Annotated in this window: 17 protein-coding genes; 6 read left to right on the forward strand and 11 right to left on the reverse strand. The window is 63.8% G+C overall.

Going from position 1 to position 18,532, the window contains the following annotated elements; translation table 11 throughout:
- The first annotated feature begins 39 nt into the window (after positions 1 to 39).
- The 4 genes from IEV82_RS10080 to IEV82_RS10095 all read left to right on the forward strand — a co-directional run bounded on the left by IEV82_RS10080 (position 40) and on the right by IEV82_RS10095 (position 3,413).
- Positions 40 to 507 carry a peroxiredoxin gene (locus tag IEV82_RS10080; protein ID WP_188481908.1) on the forward strand — a complete coding sequence of 156 codons (468 nt, stop codon included), beginning with the start codon at positions 40 to 42 and terminating at the stop codon, positions 505 to 507.
- A 63-nt stretch (positions 508 to 570) separates the two neighbouring features.
- Entirely contained in the window at positions 571 to 1,380 is an 810-nt protein-coding gene (locus tag IEV82_RS10085; protein WP_188481909.1) for a ferritin-like domain-containing protein, read from the forward strand.
- Positions 1,381 to 1,594: 214 nt separating this feature from the next.
- A complete protein-coding gene (locus IEV82_RS10090) occupies positions 1,595 to 2,911 on the forward strand; it encodes a M23 family metallopeptidase (protein ID WP_188481910.1) in 1,317 nt (438 codons plus the stop codon).
- On the forward strand, positions 2,901 to 3,413 hold the full coding sequence (locus IEV82_RS10095; protein WP_188481911.1) for a bactofilin family protein: 513 nt from the start codon (positions 2,901 to 2,903) through the stop codon (positions 3,411 to 3,413). Before IEV82_RS10090 ends, IEV82_RS10095 begins: the two co-directional genes overlap by 11 nt.
- A 75-nt stretch (positions 3,414 to 3,488) precedes the next feature.
- Here IEV82_RS10095 and IEV82_RS10100 read toward each other — a convergent pair whose 3' ends face one another.
- From IEV82_RS10100 to IEV82_RS10125, 6 genes are all read right to left on the reverse strand, one after another.
- Positions 3,489 to 4,406, reverse strand: coding sequence for a DMT family transporter (locus IEV82_RS10100; RefSeq protein WP_188481912.1), 918 nt, complete (start codon positions 4,404 to 4,406; stop codon positions 3,489 to 3,491).
- 71 nt (positions 4,407 to 4,477) lie between these two features.
- Positions 4,478 to 5,206: an amino acid ABC transporter ATP-binding protein gene (locus IEV82_RS10105; RefSeq protein WP_188481913.1), complete on the reverse strand. Its 729-nt coding sequence runs from the start codon at positions 5,204 to 5,206 to the stop codon at positions 4,478 to 4,480.
- Positions 5,206 to 6,057 carry an amino acid ABC transporter permease gene (locus IEV82_RS10110; RefSeq protein WP_188481914.1) on the reverse strand — a complete coding sequence of 284 codons (852 nt, stop codon included), beginning with the start codon at positions 6,055 to 6,057 and terminating at the stop codon, positions 5,206 to 5,208. Before IEV82_RS10110 ends, IEV82_RS10105 begins: the two co-directional genes overlap by 1 nt.
- A 1-nt stretch (position 6,058) precedes the next feature.
- On the reverse strand, positions 6,059 to 6,883 hold the full coding sequence (locus tag IEV82_RS10115; protein ID WP_188481915.1) for an ABC transporter substrate-binding protein: 825 nt from the start codon (positions 6,881 to 6,883) through the stop codon (positions 6,059 to 6,061).
- Between the two features lie 179 nt (positions 6,884 to 7,062).
- Positions 7,063 to 7,326 (reverse strand): hypothetical protein, encoded by a 264-nt coding sequence (locus tag IEV82_RS10120; RefSeq protein ID WP_188481916.1) that lies wholly within the window; start codon positions 7,324 to 7,326, stop codon positions 7,063 to 7,065.
- A gap of 3 nt (positions 7,327 to 7,329) precedes the next feature.
- Entirely contained in the window at positions 7,330 to 10,122 is a 2,793-nt protein-coding gene (locus IEV82_RS10125; RefSeq protein WP_188481917.1) for a bifunctional [glutamine synthetase] adenylyltransferase/[glutamine synthetase]-adenylyl-L-tyrosine phosphorylase, read from the reverse strand.
- 460 nt (positions 10,123 to 10,582) lie between these two features.
- On the opposite strand from IEV82_RS10125, the gene IEV82_RS10130 reads away from it, so the two are divergent.
- A complete protein-coding gene (locus tag IEV82_RS10130; protein ID WP_188481918.1) occupies positions 10,583 to 11,092 on the forward strand; it encodes a hypothetical protein in 510 nt (169 codons plus the stop codon).
- Positions 11,093 to 11,131: 39 nt separating this feature from the next.
- On the opposite strand, the gene IEV82_RS10135 is transcribed toward IEV82_RS10130, so the two are convergent.
- From IEV82_RS10135 to IEV82_RS10150, 4 genes are read right to left on the reverse strand one after another with little or no spacing between them, the layout of a single operon-like run.
- A complete protein-coding gene (locus tag IEV82_RS10135; protein WP_188481919.1) occupies positions 11,132 to 12,340 on the reverse strand; it encodes a beta-ketoacyl-[acyl-carrier-protein] synthase family protein in 1,209 nt (402 codons plus the stop codon).
- A gap of 6 nt (positions 12,341 to 12,346) precedes the next feature.
- Positions 12,347 to 12,607, reverse strand: coding sequence for an acyl carrier protein (locus IEV82_RS10140; RefSeq protein ID WP_188481920.1), 261 nt, complete (start codon positions 12,605 to 12,607; stop codon positions 12,347 to 12,349).
- Between the two features lie 39 nt (positions 12,608 to 12,646).
- Positions 12,647 to 13,738 carry a UDP-3-O-(3-hydroxymyristoyl)glucosamine N-acyltransferase gene (gene lpxD, locus IEV82_RS10145; protein WP_188481921.1) on the reverse strand — a complete coding sequence of 364 codons (1,092 nt, stop codon included), beginning with the start codon at positions 13,736 to 13,738 and terminating at the stop codon, positions 12,647 to 12,649.
- A 29-nt stretch (positions 13,739 to 13,767) separates the two neighbouring features.
- On the reverse strand, positions 13,768 to 15,378 hold the full coding sequence (locus IEV82_RS10150) for a L,D-transpeptidase family protein (RefSeq protein ID WP_188481922.1): 1,611 nt from the start codon (positions 15,376 to 15,378) through the stop codon (positions 13,768 to 13,770).
- Between the two features lie 355 nt (positions 15,379 to 15,733).
- Here IEV82_RS10150 and mepK point away from each other — a divergent pair, with 355 nt between their 5' ends.
- Positions 15,734 to 16,303 carry a peptidoglycan L,D-endopeptidase MepK gene (gene mepK / locus IEV82_RS10155; protein WP_188481923.1) on the forward strand — a complete coding sequence of 190 codons (570 nt, stop codon included), beginning with the start codon at positions 15,734 to 15,736 and terminating at the stop codon, positions 16,301 to 16,303.
- A 98-nt stretch (positions 16,304 to 16,401) separates the two neighbouring features.
- Here mepK and IEV82_RS10160 read toward each other — a convergent pair whose 3' ends face one another.
- The gene (locus IEV82_RS10160; protein WP_188481924.1) at positions 16,402 to 18,357 is read right to left on the reverse strand and encodes an autotransporter domain-containing protein; all 1,956 of its coding nucleotides are present in this window, start codon (positions 18,355 to 18,357) and stop codon (positions 16,402 to 16,404) included.
- Between the last annotated feature and the right edge of the window lie 175 nt (positions 18,358 to 18,532).

The following is an 18,532-nucleotide window of genomic DNA, read 5'->3' on the forward strand; positions in this document are numbered from 1 at the left end:
TTCCCCCGACCCGTTTTCATCTTTCTAGAGGATAGCGCCATGAGCGATACACTTGAAATGGCTCCGGACTTCACCCTGCCCGTTCAGGGTGGCGATGACAGCGACGTTTCGCTGTCCGATCTGCGCGGCACCCCCGTCGTGCTGTTCTTCTACCCGCGCGACGACACGTCGGGCTGCACCAAGGAAAACGAAGCCTTCACCGAACTGGAAGGGGAATTTGCCCAGATCGGCGTCAAGGTCTACGGCATCTCCAAGGACAGCCTGCACAGCCACGAGAAATTCATGGCCAAGAAAAAGCTGACCGTGCCGCTGATCTCGGACGAGCATGGCACCGCATCCGAGGATTTCGGCGTCTGGAAGGAAAAATCCATGTACGGCAAAACGTATCTGGGGATCGAACGTTCCACCTTCCTGATCGATGCCGAAGGCCGGATCGCCCGCGAATGGCGCAAGGTCAAGGTGCCGGGCCATGCCGAAGAGGTGCTCGAGGCCGCCAAGGCGCTGTAAAGATCCGGATCGGATCGGGCCCAGCCCGATCCAACCCGCGCACACGCGCACAAGGGAAGCCGCATGAAAACACTCTGCGACATGGCGGTGGACGTTCTGACCACCGCAGACGGGCGCGCCAAGACCGCCAAATCACGTGAGTACGCCGCGCAATGGGCCGCGGCACGCGCCTCTGGCAATCCCCTGCCCATCGGCACGGGCCGGCCGCCTCTGCGCCCCGCCCGCCCCGACGCGCCCGAGCTTCTCGAACCGCGCGATGTGCCCAAGCGCAAACCGGGCAGCCCGCAGGGACGGATCGCGCTCTTGCACGCGGTGGCGCATATCGAACTGAACGCGGTGGACCTGCACTGGGATATCATCCCGCGCTTTGCCCATGTGCCGATGCCGATGGGGTTCTACGATGACTGGGTCAAGGCGGCGGACGAGGAATCCAAGCACTTCAACCTGATGTGCGATTGCCTCGAGGAACAGGGCAGTTTCTACGGTGCCCTGCCCGCCCATGCCGGGATGTGGCGCGCCGCCGAGGACACGGTGGAGGATTTCATGGGACGGCTTGCCGTCGTGCCCATGGTGCTCGAAGCGCGGGGTCTGGACGTGACACCGGGCATGATCGCGATCTTTCAAAAGGCAGGGGCCGACAGCGCGGTGGCCGCGCTCGAGACGATCTATTCCGAGGAGGTCAGCCACGTCGCCTATGGCTCCAAGTGGTTCCATTTCCTCTGCGGTCGGCACGACCACGACCCCAAGGACGCGTTTCACACGCTGGTGCGGCGCTATTTCAAAGGCGCGCTCAAGCCGCCCTTCAACGAGGAAAAGCGCGCCGAAGCCGGGATTCCACCTGATTTCTACTGGCCGCTGACCGAAACCGGCTGACCAAATCCCCGCTTTGTGGCATTTGAGCATCGGCCTGTAAGCCTTGGCGCTATCGGCGAAATCTTGCCAATTGGGCGGCAGATCGCTTGCGCAGTCCCGTCATTGGTCCAAAAAAGTTGCCAATTTCTGAATCGGTGGGTAGAGCCGTAACAGTTACGCGTCCGGAGTTGGGGCTTGAGAGGCGCGGAAAAGGGACGGAAAAGGGAACATACAGGTGCGCACAAGACTTGCGATCAAACTGCATGGAATACTTGAACACTTTTTTCCGGAACGCCGACTTTTCCTGCGCTCTGACACAGACACCCGGTTCATCCGACTGAAATCCAGCACACAGGCGCTCGCTTTTGGCGGCGCCTCTCTTGTTTTGGCATGGAGCATCATCGCCACGGCAATCCTGCTGATGGACTCGATCGGATCGGGCAATTTCCGCGAACAGGCGCGCCGGGATCTCGAGACCTACCAGGTGCGCCTGAACAGCCTGTCGGAAGAGCGCAACGCCCGCGCCGCCGAAGCCATCGCGGCACAGGAACGGTTCAACAGCGCGCTCGAACAGGTGTCGGTGATGCAGTCCAACCTGCTGGACGCCGAAACCCAACGCGCCGAACTGGAATCCGGGCTTGAAGCCGTACAGCTGAAGCTGCGCGACGCGATCCGCGCCCGCGAGGATGTCCGCACCGAACTTGCCTCGCTCCTGAGCGAGATCGAAGCGGGTGGTACAGGCACGGCCTCTTCCGGGTCGGTCGATACGGCAACGCTAGATTTCCTGTCCGCCGCCTTGGCCCGCACCGCCGAGGAACGCGATCAGGTGGTGGTCGATGCGCAGGACGCTCTGATCCGCGCCGACGAGATGGCCACCGAGATCAGGCTGATGGCGGAAAAGAACGACACGATCTTCCGCCAGCTCGAAGAGGCGATGACCGTGTCGGTCAAGCCGCTCGACAAGATGTTCGCGGCGGCAGGCATGAACGCGGACTCGATCCTAAACCAGGTGCGCCGCGGCTATTCCGGCCAGGGCGGCCCGCTGACTCCGCTCAGCCTGTCGACACGCGGCGAAGCATCATTGTCCGAAGACGTGCTGCGCGCCAACCGCATCCTGAACCAGATGGACCGGCTGAACCTCTACCGCATCGCTGCCGAAAAGGCGCCCTTTGCCATGCCGATCAAGGATTCGTTCCGCTTTACCAGCGGATTCGGCTATCGCTGGGGACGCCTGCACGCGGGCACGGATTTCGCCGGTGCACATGGCACGCCGATCTACGCCACGGCGGACGGTGTTGTGACCTTTGCAGACTGGCAGTCAGGATATGGTAGGCTCGTCAAGATACAGCATGAGTTCGGCATCGAGACCCGCTATGCCCACGCCTCAAAACTCTATGTGACCCCCGGTCAAAGGGTCTCGCGCGGGGATCGAATTGCTGCTATGGGGAACACTGGACGTTCCACCGGCACCCACCTACACTACGAAGTCCGTGTCGGCGGCAAACCTGTCAACCCCATGATCTACATCAAGGCTGCAAACGATGTTTTCTAAAAGCAAAATCAATGAGCCCGGTCCCAAGGCAGACGAAGCGAGCACGCCCAAACCGGCGATGCCCGATCCGTCGCGTTCTCCGGCGTCCGAATTCAAGGCCTCCGCTCCGAAGGCCAAGCCGGCAGCCTCGATCCTGTCGAGCGACCTGCACATCACCGGAAACCTCAAGACGACCGGCGACATCAATGTCGAAGGCACCGTCGAGGGTGACATCCGCGCGCACCTTCTGACCGTTGGCGAAAGCGCCACGATCAAGGGCGAAGTGGTGGCTGACGACGTCGTCGTCAATGGCCGCGTCGTGGGCCGTGTCCGCGGTCTCAAGGTGCGCCTGACCGCCACCGCGCGCGTCGAGGGTGACATCATCCACAAGACCATCGCGATCGAATCCGGCGCCCATTTCGAAGGCTCGGTTCAGCGTCAGGACGACCCGCTCAACGGTGGCAAGAAACCCGTTGCGGCGGCACCTGCCCCGACCCCTGCGCCCGCCGCTTCGAACAGCTGACCGCAGATACATTCGGACCGAACAGGGCCGCCTTCGGGCGGCCTTTTATTTTGCGCGAATGTGGGCTCTTCCGGTCTAGGACTGCGCCTGCGGGCGCGGCACCGGGCGGCGCAAGCGCCGTTCGCGGTAGACGATCATCAACCCGCCAATCACGATCAGCGCCGCCCCCGGCCAGAGGTCATCCACCGGCGCTTCGTCAAAGAACAGCCACCCCAGGGCAAACGCGATTGGGATGCCGAAATAGCTGAAAGGCGCAAGGTTACTGGGCTCGGTCATTCGGTAGGCGACGACAAGGCAGAGCACGGCAGAGCCTCCGAACATCCCCATCAGGATGATGAAACCCAGATCCTCGAGACTGGCCAGTGGGGAAAACCCGCCGACGGCCATCGCCAGCATGAACGACCCCACCGCCGCGAAGGCCGAGGAATGCAGGTTGAACAGCGGCGTCGGCACGTCCGGGTCGATCAGCCGCGCGGTCACACCGCTGAACGCATAGAGAAACGATGCCCCCACCGGCAAAAGCAGCGCCCAGGTAAAGGCGTCGCTGCCCGGTTGCAGAATCATCATCACCCCGACAAACCCGACCGCAACAGCCAGCCAGCGCACCCATCCCACCGTTTCGCGCAGGATCGGCACCGCCAGCGCCGTGGTGAAGAGCGCCGTCGTGTAGGAAATCGTGGTCGCCGTGGCAAAGGCCATGATGCCCAGCGACAGGTAGAACATCAGCTGCGCAAAGGTCACCGACAGGCCGCGCAGCGCCGCCAGCTTCCATTGCCGGATGCGCAGCGACCGCCCGCCCGTGCGCCAGCCCGTGGTCATCCAGAGCGCGATCACACTGGGCACAAGGCCGAAGAGGTTGCGATAGGCCGACAGTTCGGCAGCGCTGTAGCGCGTTGACAGGTGCTTGATGATCAGCCCCATCAGGTCGAACAGCACAAGCGCCGCGATGCTGATCAGGATGGCGAGGACCGCGTTGTCCGACGTTTTCTTCATATCATCCTGTTCCGGCACGGTCCCCCACCAAGGAACATGTTTCCGCCCCCCTGTCGACGGCTTTGCACCGATCACAGCACCCGCTTGAGAAAGGCGCGGGTGCGGGCTTCGCGCGGGTTGGCAAACACGGTCTCGGGTGGGCCTTCCTCGAGGATGCGCCCGGCATCGAGGAAACAGATCTTGTCGGCAAGTTCGCGGGCAAAGGCCATCTCGTGCGTGGCGAGGATCATCGTCATGCCCTCGGCCCGAAGCTTCCGCAGCACGTCCAGCACGTCCCCCACCAGTTCGGGATCAAGCGCGCTGGTGATCTCGTCGAACAGCATGATCTCGGGCGACATCGCCAGCGCGCGGATGATCGCGACCCGCTGCTGCTGCCCGCCCGACAACTGGTCCGGGTAATGATCCATCCGGTGCGCCAGATCGAACCGCTCGAACAGCGCGCGCACGGGATCCGCCAGCGACTCGCGGCTCTTGCCCAGCACGCGGCGCGGCGCGAGCATCACGTTCTCGGCGGCGGTCATGTGCGGAAACAGGTTGAACGACTGGAACACGATGCCGATGCGCGCCCGGATCGGTTGCGGGTTCAGCCCCGGTTCGCTGATATCCACCCCATCGAGCAGGATCGCCCCGTCGTCGATGGGTTCCAGCAGATTGATGCAGCGCAGGAGCGTGGATTTGCCCGACCCGGACGCGCCGATCAGGCATACCATCTCGCCCTCGGTCACCGACAGGTCGATGCCGCGACACACCATGTTGTCCCCAAAGCTCTTGGTGACGGATCGCAGATCGAGCTTTGGCATCAGCTCTGCCGCCGCCGCTGCCGGTGCAACAGGTAATCGGCATAGCGCGTGGCCGGGATCGTCACCGCGAGAAAGATCACCGCCGCCCCGACATAGGGCGTGAAATTGGCCAGCAGCGACTTGTAGACGCCCGCCTGCCGGAACACCTCGACCGGGCCGATGAAGCTGAGCAGCGCCACGTCCTTCTGCAGAGCGATAAAGAGGTTCATGTTGGCGGGGGCCACGTTGCGGATCGCCTGCGGCAGCACCACGTAGCGCATGGTCTCACCCTCGGACAACCCGAGCGAGGCCGCCGCCCCGCGCTGGCTTTGATGGATCGAGTCGATGCCCGACCGGATCACCTCGGCCACGTAGGCGGCATAGACCAGCACCAGCGCCACCGAGCCCCAGATGAAGGGCGAATTCCAAGGACGCGGCAGGCCCAGTCCCGGCACGCCAAAGCCGATCAGGTAGATCACGAGAATCACTGGAAGCCCGCGAAACACATCGGTGTAGATCGCCCCGAACAGGCGCAGCGGATAAAGCGCCGGGGACCGCACATCGCGGAACAGCGCGATCACCAGCCCGAGGAAGGCGATGATCGGCGCGCACCACAGAAAGATGGCGACGTTCATGACAAAGGCATCGACCAACCCCGGAAAGATCTTGGCAAAGACCTCGCCGTTGAAAAAGCTGCGCTGCACCGCTGCCCAGCCCGGCGCAAGCGGCACCAGCAGAACCACCGCCGCCACAACCGCAAGGGTGGAGCCTGCAGCGACAGTGATCGACCGCCGCCGCTGACGCTGTTCATAGGCTTGGCGACGGGTCAGCGTCTGCGCTGACCCGTCTCTCAAAGTCGTCTGATCCGTCATGTCACTCGATCACGGGAACGCCGGTGGCATCCTGCAACCAAGTCGCCTCGATCTCGGCCAGCTTGCCGCTTTCGGTCAGCGCGGTGATCGCCGCGTTCACGCAATCGCGCAGCGGGTTGCCCTCTTCGAACAGCAGGCCGAACGTGTCGGGATTGTCCGACCGCTCTGCCGGGAACTGGCCAAGGATCACGCCGCCCTCGACCACGACCGCCGACAGGTAAAGCGCGGTGGGCAGGTCGAACAGCGCCGCGTCGATCTGGCCCGCCTGCATTGCCGCCGTCACATCGGTGTTGTCGCCGTAGAGCAGCGGATCTTTTTCCGGGGCCACGATCTCGGTCAGCATCGGCAGGGCGGTGGTGTTGGCATCCGCCCCCCAGATCAGGCCCTTCAGGCTGTCCAGCGACGCGGTGGCCCCGGCGTCGACCACGCCCTGTGTCGTCAGAACCGCCATGGCCGAGGTGTAATAGGGCAACGAGAAATCGACCATCTGTTCGCGCTCGGGCGTGATCGAATATTGCTGTATGTTGAAGTCGAAATTCTTGGCACCGGGCTGGATCGCCTCGTCGAACGAGGTGCGCACCCATGTCACGGCATCAGCCTCGAACCCAAGCTCTGAGGCAATGGCATAGGCCACGGCCGCCTCGAACCCTTCGCCCGCTTCGGGCGCGTCGTTCAGGACCCAAGGGTAATAGGCCGGGTTGCCGGTGGCGATGGTCAGGACGTTCTCGTCCAGCGTCAGCCCGGCGGCACAGTTGCCGTGGCCGGCCGCCAACGCCATCGAAGAGGACGCGGCCAAAAGACATACGGAAGTCACAACGGTTTTCATTGGTCTGATCGTCCTGTCCAGTTGAGTCGTCCAGAGGTTAGACGGCGGCAGGAATTTGTCCAGAAGCGTCGGATGTCCGGCACAAATGCGCAGCGCCTTGTCCCGGCATTGCCCGGTCTCGCGCCATCACGCGATGCGCCTGTCACAACCTGTGGGCCAGATCGCGATAGGGTCACACGCTAACTGCGCCGCCCTTTCCAGCCGCCCCGGCGTTTGGGGGTGGCGGAGGCGGACAGACCTTCGGTGAGCACCAGCGTCATCGGGTGCCCCTCGACCGGATGGCGCGCCAGAAGCTCGGTGATCAGCGTCTTGCTGTCGGCATCCACCGGCACCGCCAGGGCCCAGTCCAGAAAGATCGAACGGCATTCCTCGTAGGTGATGCCATCGATTTTGAACGATTCCGCGATCAGTCCCTTGGGGTCGGTGGCGTCACCCTTGCGCATGGCTCACTCCTCTTCGCTGACGTCTGGCAGGACTGCAGCGATCACCTCGGCGGCGCGGCGGGTGCGCGTCTCGAGAAGGTCGCGCAGAGTGCCGATGCTGGATGCACCGGTGATCCGGCACAGGAATTCAGACGCGGCGCCAGTGTCGTCGGCGGGCGCGAGCGTGGTTTCGGAAATCAACCGCGATCCGATCTGTAGCGACCAGCACAGGCGGTAGGCGGCACTCAGCGCCTCGGCATCCTCTGGTGTCAGCCAGCCGCAACCCGCCCCGCGCGCGAGAGCGTCGGGCACCGTGTCCAAGGGGCATTCGGCGATCAGCGCGGCGGCCTGCGCCAGCAGTTCGATGTCCTGCAACCGGCCCTGCCCCAGCTTGGCCTCCCACGGTCCGGCATCGCCCTTGGCCGACGCGATGCGCCTGCGCATGATCGCCACCTCGCGCAGCACGTCGTCGCGGTTGCGCGGCGCGGCCATGACCTCGGCCTGAACCGCCGTGACCTCCTGCATCAGCGCCTCCGGCCCCGCGACACAGCGCGCCCGGCTGAGCGCCAGATGTTCCCAGACCCAGGCGTCGTTCTTCTGGTAGGTCTGGAACGAGGGCAGGCTGGTGGCCACCGGCCCCTGATTGCCCGAGGGCCGCAGCCGCATGTCGATCTCGTAGAGCCGCCCCTCGGCCATCGGCGCGGTCACGGCGGTGATCAGCGCCTGCGTCAGCCGCGCGTAATAGGGCCGCGTGCCAAGCGGGCGGCGGCCTTCGGACATCTCGGCCTCGGCGGGATCGTAGATCACGATCAGGTCCAGATCGGAGCGCGAATGCAGCCGCCGCGACCCGAGACTGCCCATTCCGACCACCACGGCTCCGCGACCGGGGCATGGCCCGTGCTTGAGCGCGAATTCCGCATGCACCTCGGGGGCCAGCGCGCCCAGCGTGGCGTCCGCCAGATCGGCATATTGCGCGCCCGCCTCCTCGGCCCCGATGAGGCCGCGCAGCAGGTGCACACCGATGCGGAAATGCCATTCCTTGCCCCAGCGCCGGGCGGTGTTGAGCTTGTTCTCGTAGTCGGTTTCGCGGCCAAGGATAGCACGAAGGTCCGCGCGCAGGGCATCCTGCCCGGGCCAGTCGGCAAAGAAATCCCCGCCGATCACCGCATCAAGGACCGCGGCGTTGCGCGAAAGGTAGCGCGCCAGTTCCGGCGACACGCCGACAATGTCGATCAGAAGGTCGATCAGCTGCGGATTGGCCTCGAAGAGCGAGAACACCTGCACACCGGCAGGCAGCCCGCTCAGGAACCCGTCAAACGCCATCAGCGCATCCATCGGGTGCGAGGTCTTGGCAAGTCGTCCGAGGATCTCGGGTTGCAGGCGTTCGAAGATACCGCTGCCCCGCGCCGAGCGTAGCGCCGGATAGGTGCGCCAGCGGCTGACGATCTCGGAGTTTTCCAGCTCGTCCGGCACGTCGCTGCGCCGCGCGGGTGCGGTGTCGCCGCCAAAGAACTCTTCGGTCAGGGTGTGCACCTCTTCGAGCCGATCCCTGATCTCGCGCTGAAGGCTGGCGCGGTCGGTGCCCATGAAGGCAGCCAGCCGGTCGAACCCGTCGTCCGATTGCGGCAGATCATGCGTCTGCGCATCGCGCAGCATCTGCACCCGGTGTTCAACCTCGCGATGCGCGCGGTAATGATCGGTCAGGGTCCGGGTCACATCCTGCGGCACCCAGCCCTTTTCGGTCAACACCGCCAAGCCCGGCACGGTGCCGCGCACCCGCAGATCAGGGTCGCGCCCCCCGGCGATGATCTGGCGGGTCTGGGTGAAGAACTCGATCTCGCGGATGCCGCCGCGCCCCAGCTTCATGTTGTGTCCCGGCAGGGTGATGGGCCCGCCCAAGCCCTTGTGGTCGCGGATCTTGCGCACCATGTCATGGGCGTCCTCGATCGCTGCGAAATCAAGGTGTTTGCGCCAGACAAAGGGCACCAGCGTCTTGAGAAATGTCTCGCCCGCCGCGATGTCGCCCGCACAGGCGCGCGCCTTGATATAGGCGGCGCGTTCCCATGTCCGGCCAAGGCTTTCGTAATACCGCTCCGCTGCCTCCATGGCGAGACAGACCGGTGTCACCGCCGGATCGGGACGCAGCCGCAGATCGGTGCGGAAGACATAGCCTTCGCCCGTGTTGTCGCTGAGCATGGCGCACATCTTGCGGGTGGCGCGCACGAGGCTGGATCGCGCGTCGTGATAGTCCTCGGGATCAAAGCGGGTCTCGTCAAAAAGGCAGATCAGGTCCACATCCGAGCTGTAGTTGAGCTCTCCGGCGCCCATCTTGCCCATCGCCAGCGCCACCATGCCGCCCGCCAGTTCGGCGTCGTCCTCGGTCTGGCCCGGCAGCTTGCCGCGCTTGATCTCGTGCAGGGTGGTGGCGCGCAGGGCGAGATGCACCGCGAGGTCCGCAAAATCGGTCAGCGCCTGCGTCACGGTTTCAAGCGGCCAGACCGCGGCCAGATCGGCCAGCCCGGTGAGCAGCGCCACCCGGCGCTTGGCCTGCCGCAGCCGCGAGGGCAGCGTGTCGGGCGGAGTGTCGCGAAGCTGTCTGTGTTCGTCGATCAACGCCGCTTCGGGATCGTCGAGCGCGGTTTGCAGCCAGTCCGACTCTTTCTCGACCAGCGATTTGAGATAGGGGCTGCACCCGCCCGCCCCCTCGATCAGCCGCGCGACATCGGCGCTGGCCCAAGGGGCGGCACGCAAGGCGTCGGCCCCCTGTTCGGGGTCATGGGCATGGGGAAGGCGGGTGATGCGGCTGGCAAACGTCATGGCCGCAGATGGCCATGTGTCAGGGGAAAGTGCAATGGGTCTGCGCGTTTGGCGGGTTGCGGGTAACGCCGGGCTGAAGCCCGGCACAGGTACTCGCCCTCCTGGGGCGTGCCCCGAGGATCTGTTCGGCATGAGGTCCTCGGGTCTTCGCCCGAGGATGTTGTAAATTGAAGAAGAAGCGGCGCCGCCCTTGTGGCCTGACCCGTCTCTCATTCTGCCGGGGTTGCCCCCGTGACCTGTGCCCTGTCGGGCCTTCTGAAACCGGGTTCTCATGGTCGGCCCTTGCGGGCTGTCGAGAGAAGGTCAGTTCTGGTGTCGCGGCATGGGAGTGACCCTTCCCGCTCGATGCGCATCGTGGGCGGGGGTATGGCGCAGGAGGCGTTAACGATCCGGAAACCGGGCGTGCGCTGAGTCGCCTATTGCCATCCCGCCAAGGCAGATAACTGTCACCAAGTAAGTCTTGATCCGTTTCCGATCTCCACACAAACTGCTGACAAGTTATTTTCAACAGGGGAATTGGAAAATGAAAGGTCACGTAGCGGCACAGATTGCGCGCGATTCCGCGACGGAGAAATCGGATTTCTACATGAGTCTGTCGGCGCTCATGTGTTGGGATGCCGTCATCGAAACCCAGGCAAAGGCCGGCATCAAGAAACCCAAGAAGCCCGTGTCAGGCAATGATTGCAAACATGTCATCAGTCTTGACGACAGTCCGGTGACCGGAAAAACCGACATGCAGAAAGTGCCCCAAGGCGCGTTTCTCGGCTTCTTCAGGGACGGTACATTGGTGCACGCGATGATCGCCACTGGTGCAGGCATCGCGGCAGGAAACAAGAACGCCTGCATAGGGATCGGTGGACCGGTCGGCTGGGAATTGTTGAACCTTGCAGAAGACCTGAAATGGGAAGCAGGCGGATTTCGCGATCAGGGACAGCGGCTTTTCTTGCTCAGATACCGCGCCGCCGCCTGACCCGGAGGTTGCAGGCAGCGGGCCATATGACCCACACGCCTACACCCGCCGCAGCGCCAGTACGGCGTTCAGCCCGCCGAAGGCAAAGGCGTTGGACAGGGCCACCTCGACCCGTGCCTCGCGCGCCTCGTTGGGCACCACGTCGAGCGCGCATTCGGGGTCCGGTTCCTCGTAGCCGATGGTGGGGGCGATGACCCCGTCGCGCAGGGCCATGATGCAGGCCAGAAGCTCGATCGCGCCAGTGCCGCCGATGCAGTGGCCGTGCATCGACTTGGTGGACGAGATCATCAACCGGTCGGCATGGGCGCCGAACACATCCGCGACTGCGGCGCATTCGGTCTTGTCATTGGCCGCCGTGCCGGTGCCGTGGGCGTTGATATAGCCCACATCCTGCGGATTGAGCTTGGCATCATGCAGCGCCCCCGCGATGGCGCGCGCGGCACCGTTCTTGGACGGCATCACGATGTCGGACGCGTCCGAGGTCATGGCAAAGCCCACCACTTCGGCCAGCATCTCGGCGCCGCGCTTGCGGGCATGCTCATATTCCTCGAACACGAAAACGCCCGCGCCTTCGCCCTGCACCATGCCGTTGCGATTGGCCGAAAACGGCCGGCAGGCGTCCTTGGACATGACGCGCAGCCCTTCCCACGCCTTGACGCCGCCGAAGCAGAGCATGGATTCCGATCCGCCGGTGATCATCACCGGGGCCAGACCGCCATGCACCATCTGGAAGGCCTGTGACATGGCGTGGTTCGACGAGGCGCAGGCGGTGGAGACCGTAAAGGACGGACCCTTGAGGTTGAACTCCATCGACACGTGGCTTGCAGCCGCGTTGTTCATCAGCTTGGGCACCACGAAGGGATGCACCCGGTTCTTGCCCTCTTCGTAGACGCTGCGGTAATTTTCATCGAGCGTCGTCATCCCGCCCCCGGAATTGCCCAGCACGACACCCGAGCGCGCAGCCAATTCGCCCGAAAACTCCAGCCCCGCCTGTGCCAGCGCCTCGCGGGCCGCGATCAGGGTGAACTGGGTGAAGCGGTCATAGAGCGACAATTGCTGGCGGTTGAAATGCGCGGTCTCGTCGAACTCGTGGACCTGCGCGCCGATCTGGATGGCCAGACGTTCGACATCCCGGAATTTGAGCGCGCCGATCCCGCAGCGCCCCTCGCGCATCGCCTCAAGCGTGTCGGGCACGTTCAGCCCCAGCGCGTTGACGGTCCCTGCCCCGGTGATGACCACGCGCTTCATGCAGATTCAGTCCTTTTGCCGGGCGACAAGCCGTTCGACCCCGGCGACCACCGTTTCCACCGACGAGATGTCGAAATCGCTGGCCTGCGGTTCATTGGCGTTGAAGGGCACGGTGATGTCGAATTCCTCTTCCAGAGCGAAGATGCATTCGACAAGCCCCATGCTGTCGATCCCAAGATCCTGCATGGTGTCTGTCAAGGCCACGTCCGACGGCTCGATCATGGCCTGCTCGGCGATGATGCGAATGACCCTGTCTGTCACGCTCATGTGAAGTCCCCAGAGGCTGATTGCTGACTAGGGGGTGATTTAGTCACTTGAGTCGGGCTTTGAAACCGATTTCTTGAGTGCGGCCACATCCGCGATCAGGCGCGGCAGGCGGCGCAATTGCCTGTAGAGGTCAAGCTGCGTGTCCATCTTCATCGCCGGGTAACCCAGCATCACCCGCCCCGCAGGCACGTTGGACAGCACCTTGGTGGCGCCGCCAGTGATGACATTGTCGCCGATAAAGAGGTTGTCACTGACCCCGGTCTGACCGCCCAGCACCACGTTGTTGCCGATGCGGCTCGATCCGGCGATGCCGACCTGCGCGCAGATCAGGCAGTCATTGCCGATCACCACGTTGTGGCCGATCTGGGCAAGGTTGTCGAACTTGCAGCCGTTGCCGATCTGCGTGGCGCGCACCGTGCCCCGGTCAATGCAGCTGTTGGCACCCAATTCCACATCGTCGCCGATCACGACTCCGCCCAGCGAATGGATGCGGGCATAGCTTTGCGCGGTGGCGCCCGCCTGATCCCCCAGCGTTTCGCGGACCTTTTCTGCGGCTGATGGTTCCGGCGTGACAAAGGAAAACCCGTCCGCACCCACAGTTGCGCCGAAATGCGCAATGAAGCGGTCGCCGATGGTGACATCGTGGCCGATCCGCACACCGGGATGCAACAGCGCGCCCTGCCCGATCCGCGCGCCCCGCCCGACAAACACCTGCGCGCCGATCACCGACCCTGCGCCGATCACCGCATCCGCTCCGATCACCGCAAACGGACCAACGGACACGCCCTCGGCCAGTGTCGCGGTCGGGTCGATCACGGCAGTGGGGTGGATCCCAACGCCATAGCCCGCACCCGCATCCATCATCGCAGACAGGCCCGACATGGCATAGCGCGGGCGCGGCGCGAGCAAGGCTGCCGACAGGCCCAAAGCCTGCCAATCCGCACCGGCCCAGAGCATCGCAGCGCGGGCGCGCCCATCGGCCAACTGGGTTGCAAATTCGGGTTTCATCGCCAGTGCGAGGTCGTACGCGCGCGCCTGCGACGGTTCGGCAACAGCGGACACCGACAGTGATGTGTCGCCCTCGGCGCGGATGCCAAGGGCGGCTGCGATCTCAGCAATGGTAAAGGGCATGCACACCTCCGGCCTGATTGGCCGAAGGTCTAGCTGCGAACGCCGCCGATCTCCACCCCTGCCGCGCTGAGCGCATCCCAGATTTCGGCGTCACGTCCGTAGATGTCGCGGCGGAACTGGGTGTGGCCCTTGGCGGTGGTAAAGGCGGTGCGGTAGATCAGATGCACGGGCACGGGGTTATCCAGATTGACCCGTGTTTCGGTCCCGCTTCGCAGGCGCGACTGGAAAAAACCCTCGGGGTCGGAGGTCTGTGCCGCCAGCAGAGCATAGGCGAAGTCATGCGGATCGTTCAGACGAACGCAGCCGTGGCTGTAGGTCCGCACCTCGTGCGAGAACAGGCTTTTTGCAGGCGTGTCATGCAGATAGATGTTGTACTTGTTGGGGAACATGAACTTGACGCTGCCCAAGGCGTTGTTCGGCCCCGGACGCTGGCGCATCGAGAACGGGAAGCTGCGTTCGGTGAAGCGCGCGAAACTCTGGTTGCGGCCGACCACGCGACCCCGGCTGTCCACGATTTCCAGATGCGACACCGCGCCGGGATTGTTGCGCAGCTTGGGCAGGTATTCCCCGACGATGATCGAGCGCGGCACGAACCAGCTGGGGTTGATGACCATGTGGTCCATCTCGTCGGAAAACTCGGGCGTCTGGCGGTCGCGTTCCTGATGGCCGATCACCGAACGGGTCTCGAAGGTCAACTTGCCGTCATCAAAGATTCGGGCGTTGAAATCCGTGAGGTTCACGAGGATGTGCCGCTGTCCCAGACCGCCGGGCATGTTGATCCAGCGTTCGCGCTCCATCGCGACGATCACGGATTTGAGCCGGTCCTGCGGCGTGGTGTTGATCTGGTCGAGCGTTGAGCCGCCTGCGATGCCATCGACTTCGAGACCGTGGTTTTCCTGGAACAGGCGCACGGCTTCTGTGATCGACGCATCATAGCGCGCGGTCACGGTCCGGTCGAGATAGCCCATCGCGATCAGACGGTCGCGCAACGCCACCACACCGGCCCCCGTGTCGCCCGGTTCGAACTTGCCCGAGGGCACGGTTACCCCCCAGCCGCCATGGGCGATGGTGTTCTCGAGCCGCAACTTGGCCCCCATCAGGCGCGCATATTCCGGCGTCTGCGGGGCCAGCGCGCCAAGAAAGGCGCGCGGCGTGTCCGACATCAGGCCATCGAGGTAGTAGCTGGTTTCGCGCAGCGGGATCTCACGCACGATCTCGGCGCGCACCCGGCGGGGGTTGTCGATCACGCCCGTCTGCAGGTCGCGGGCAAAATCGAGGTACAGTTCGGTCAGCGCCACTTCGAGCGATCCGCGGTCGTATGCGCTGCGTACCGAGGCCATGCGCGACAGGATCGCTTCGGCGTTGTACTTGCTGGCAGGCAAGCCGTGATGGCCCGCCATGCTCAGCGCTTCGATCAGCGCGGTGCGCCGTTCCAGATCGGCTTGGGTGCCCCCCGTCCAGATCGGTTCGAACCCGCGTTCGCGGTAGAAGGCGGCGATCTGGTCATCCCCGGACACGTTTTCAGCCACGGCCTGATGGAACGCCGTCACCTGCACGGCACCGGCACCTTGCGGTGCGAGGGTGCTGGTCGCCAGCAAGGCAATCACTGCTGCGCCGCGCAAAAACGTCCGGTGGGTCATCCAATGTCTCCCAAGTTACGTGATACCAACGAAAAATATCGCCTTACCGTTCCCCATCGTCTTGCCGCCCAAAGAGAGTGTCCATTCACAAAATGTTTGGTTTCGCGTTTTAAGAGCGACCTGAGGCACCGGTGCATCGGCCGGTTCGGCACCGCGAGCGGGTATAGAGTAACTTTAACACAGTTTGGTGATTTAAGCAGGAACTTGCCGAAAACCCTTGATCGGGAATTTTCCCGGGAACTTTCGGTTTTTTTGGGATTCGGGATGTGTCATAGTTTCTGCACGGTACGGACTCGGCAGGCCCACGGAACGGCGCGGGCAACAGGAACATCGAAAACGGGACAGGCACTTTTCAATGACTGATACGGTATCTGGCGGCTTTACGCGCCGTGCTTTGCTGGGCGCATTTGCGGCAACGGCAGTCACTGCGGCACCAACCTTTGCGAATGCAGCAGGTTTCCTGCGCGGTGGGGGCGATATCCGACGGATCAAGATGTATTCGGGCCGCACCGGTGAACGGATCGACATGATCTACTGGATCGAGGGCGATTACATCGCGGACGCCATCAAGGAAGTGCATCACTTCATGCGCGATTGGCGCACCGATGACGTGAAATACATCGATCTGCGCACCATCGACATCATGGCAGCGGCGCACAACATGCTGGATGTGTCCGAACCCTACATGCTTCTGAGCGGCTATCGCAGCCCGCAAACCAATGCCATGCTGCGCAGCCGCAGTTCCGGCGTTGCCAAGAATTCGCTCCATCTCAAGGGTCAGGCAGCCGATTTGCGCCTCAACTCGCGGTCTGTCAGCCAGATGGCGCGGGCGGCAGCGGCGTGTCAGGCGGGCGGTGTCGGTCGCTATTCGGGGTCGAACTTTGTCCATATGGATTGCGGCCCGGTGCGCGTCTGGGGCGGCTGACCCCGTCTCACCGATACGCCACGTAATGCAAAAGGCTGCCATGAGGCAGCCTTTGTCGTTTCCGGTGGACCGCACGGGGGCCGAAGCCCCCGCCCCGATCAGAACGTCATCTTGTAGGTCACGGCCCCTGTAAAGCCGCGCGCGCCGTCCAGCCCGATGGAGCTGCTGCCGGACAGGCTCAGGAACGCGCCCGATCCCATCTCCTTGACCACCGATCCGCCGATATACCCCCATGTCTGATCCGGGCGCGGTGCGGACACGCTGCCCAGCGTATCGGCGTTCGGACCGAGCGACACGACGAGCGGATCGTCGTTGAAGTCATGTTCGATGGAGCCGCGCAGGTTGAACACAAGCCCGTCCATGTTGGCGGGCGAAAAGATCGCCGACAGCCCCGCGGTGATCCGGCTCGATTCGTACTCGGTGTCGCCGTAGGACAGGCTTGCCGCGCCGTCGGATTCGGTGAACCCGTCGACCGAGACCTTTTCCCATGTGTAATGCGCAAACGGGTTCAGGCGCGTGGTGCCGTTCACCGAATAGAGTGCCCCACCGCCAATGCGGGCAAAGCGGTAGCTGCCGTCAGTGTCGGCGGTGTAGGTTTCGGTCGCCGGTCCAAGCGCAAAGCTGCGGGTGATGTCATCGACCTGCATCGTGCCGCCGCCGAAGGCCGCGTTGACGTAATACTTGGGCGACAGGGCGACCTGACCGAACACGACGCCGATCATCAGGTCGCTGTCAAAGCCGCCCGCGTCATTGTCGAAATCCACCTCTCCGGCGTCAAAGCTGAGGCCCGCGCCGATGGTGGCGTTCGGTGCCACGGCAATATCGGCGCCCAGCTTGAGCACCTTTGTCGCGCCTTCGATCCCCGGTGTGACCTGCTGCGCATCGCCTTCGAACCTGCCGAATTCGAGGCTGGCATAGACATCGACCTCGCCCACTTCGCGGCGGCGCGGGGTGCCGTTCTCGTCGGTGGTGAACAACACGGTCGGGTTCATGCGGTTCTCGATGGACAGCCCGTGCTGGCGCAGCGCGGTCATCGTCGCCACGGAAATCGCACCGGTCTGCGTCGCGGCCTGAAGCCCGGCAAAGGCAGCCTGACCGAAGATCTGGTGTGCCGAGGTCGTGGGATGCACCCCGTCGGCGAACACCCTGTCTTCGCTGTCGGCGCTGGCATTGATGCCCTGAACACAACTGATCGCGTTGCCGCTACAGGCGGGGACGGTCGCGGCATTCGGCGCGGAAAAGCCGTAGCGGACCGGGTTGTCCTGCACCGCCGTCAGCAGTTTGCCCGCATCAACGACGACGGCACGGTCACCTATCGACGCCAGCAGCGTGGCATTGAACGTGTCTGCGAGGCTTGTCTGCAGCGCCGCGCCCTGCGGCCCCAGCGACAGGCCAAACGGCGTCGCGCCGATGTCGGGGATGGTGACCACGATCACCGACTCTGCCCCGGCCGCCTTGACCCGGTCGACAAGCCCCAAAAGGTCGGTCGCCGCCTGCGCCATGTTGGCCGCCGCATCCTGTGGCGCGATCAGGCCTCCGCCCACCGCCCCGGCCTGAGTGAAGACATCATTGGCTCCACCCCAGAGGATCACCAGGTCGTTGTCGCCCAGCGTCGGGCGGTCGGCCAGCATCCGGTCCACCTGTTCGGACAGGGGCCGTGTTGTGACGCCCAGCGACGGATTGAAGCCGATGCCCTGCGGATCCGTGACCCGTGACCCGCCTTCGGCATAGATCGTGCCGCCCAGCGCCACTTCACCCTGTCCGGCCAGCGGGACCGAGGAATAGAGGTTTGGCCCAAGATCAAGCCCGAGAGAGCGGCCAAGCACTTCGCCATAGGTCAGCGACGAGCCATCGGGGGCATTGGTCAGGAACTTGTAATTGATGACCGGCAGCGCGCCCATGCCACCCGCGATCACCGATTGCGAATAGGCCCCCGCATCACTGAGCGAGTCGCCGATGATGAACACATCATCAAAGCGCAGCTCTTCTGCGGCGGCGAGACCGGCAAGCCCTGTCAGCATCGTGCTCGCAAGGGCGAGTGTCTTGAAAGTCATGGGTTTCCTCCAGTCAGCGGCTTTTTGCTGCCATTATGTAATGGCGAGTGAACAGACCGGAGGGGCCACAAGTCAACGTAAAACTGTATTGCGCGACCGAAGTTACGCTAGGTGACGTGATGCGGAAGCAGGTCAAGTGCGCGCCCCTCGACCTGTTTTCCGTGAGGGGCGCGGG

Source organism: Marivita lacus, assembly GCF_014637725.1.
GTDB lineage: Bacteria > Pseudomonadota > Alphaproteobacteria > Rhodobacterales > Rhodobacteraceae > Marivita > Marivita lacus.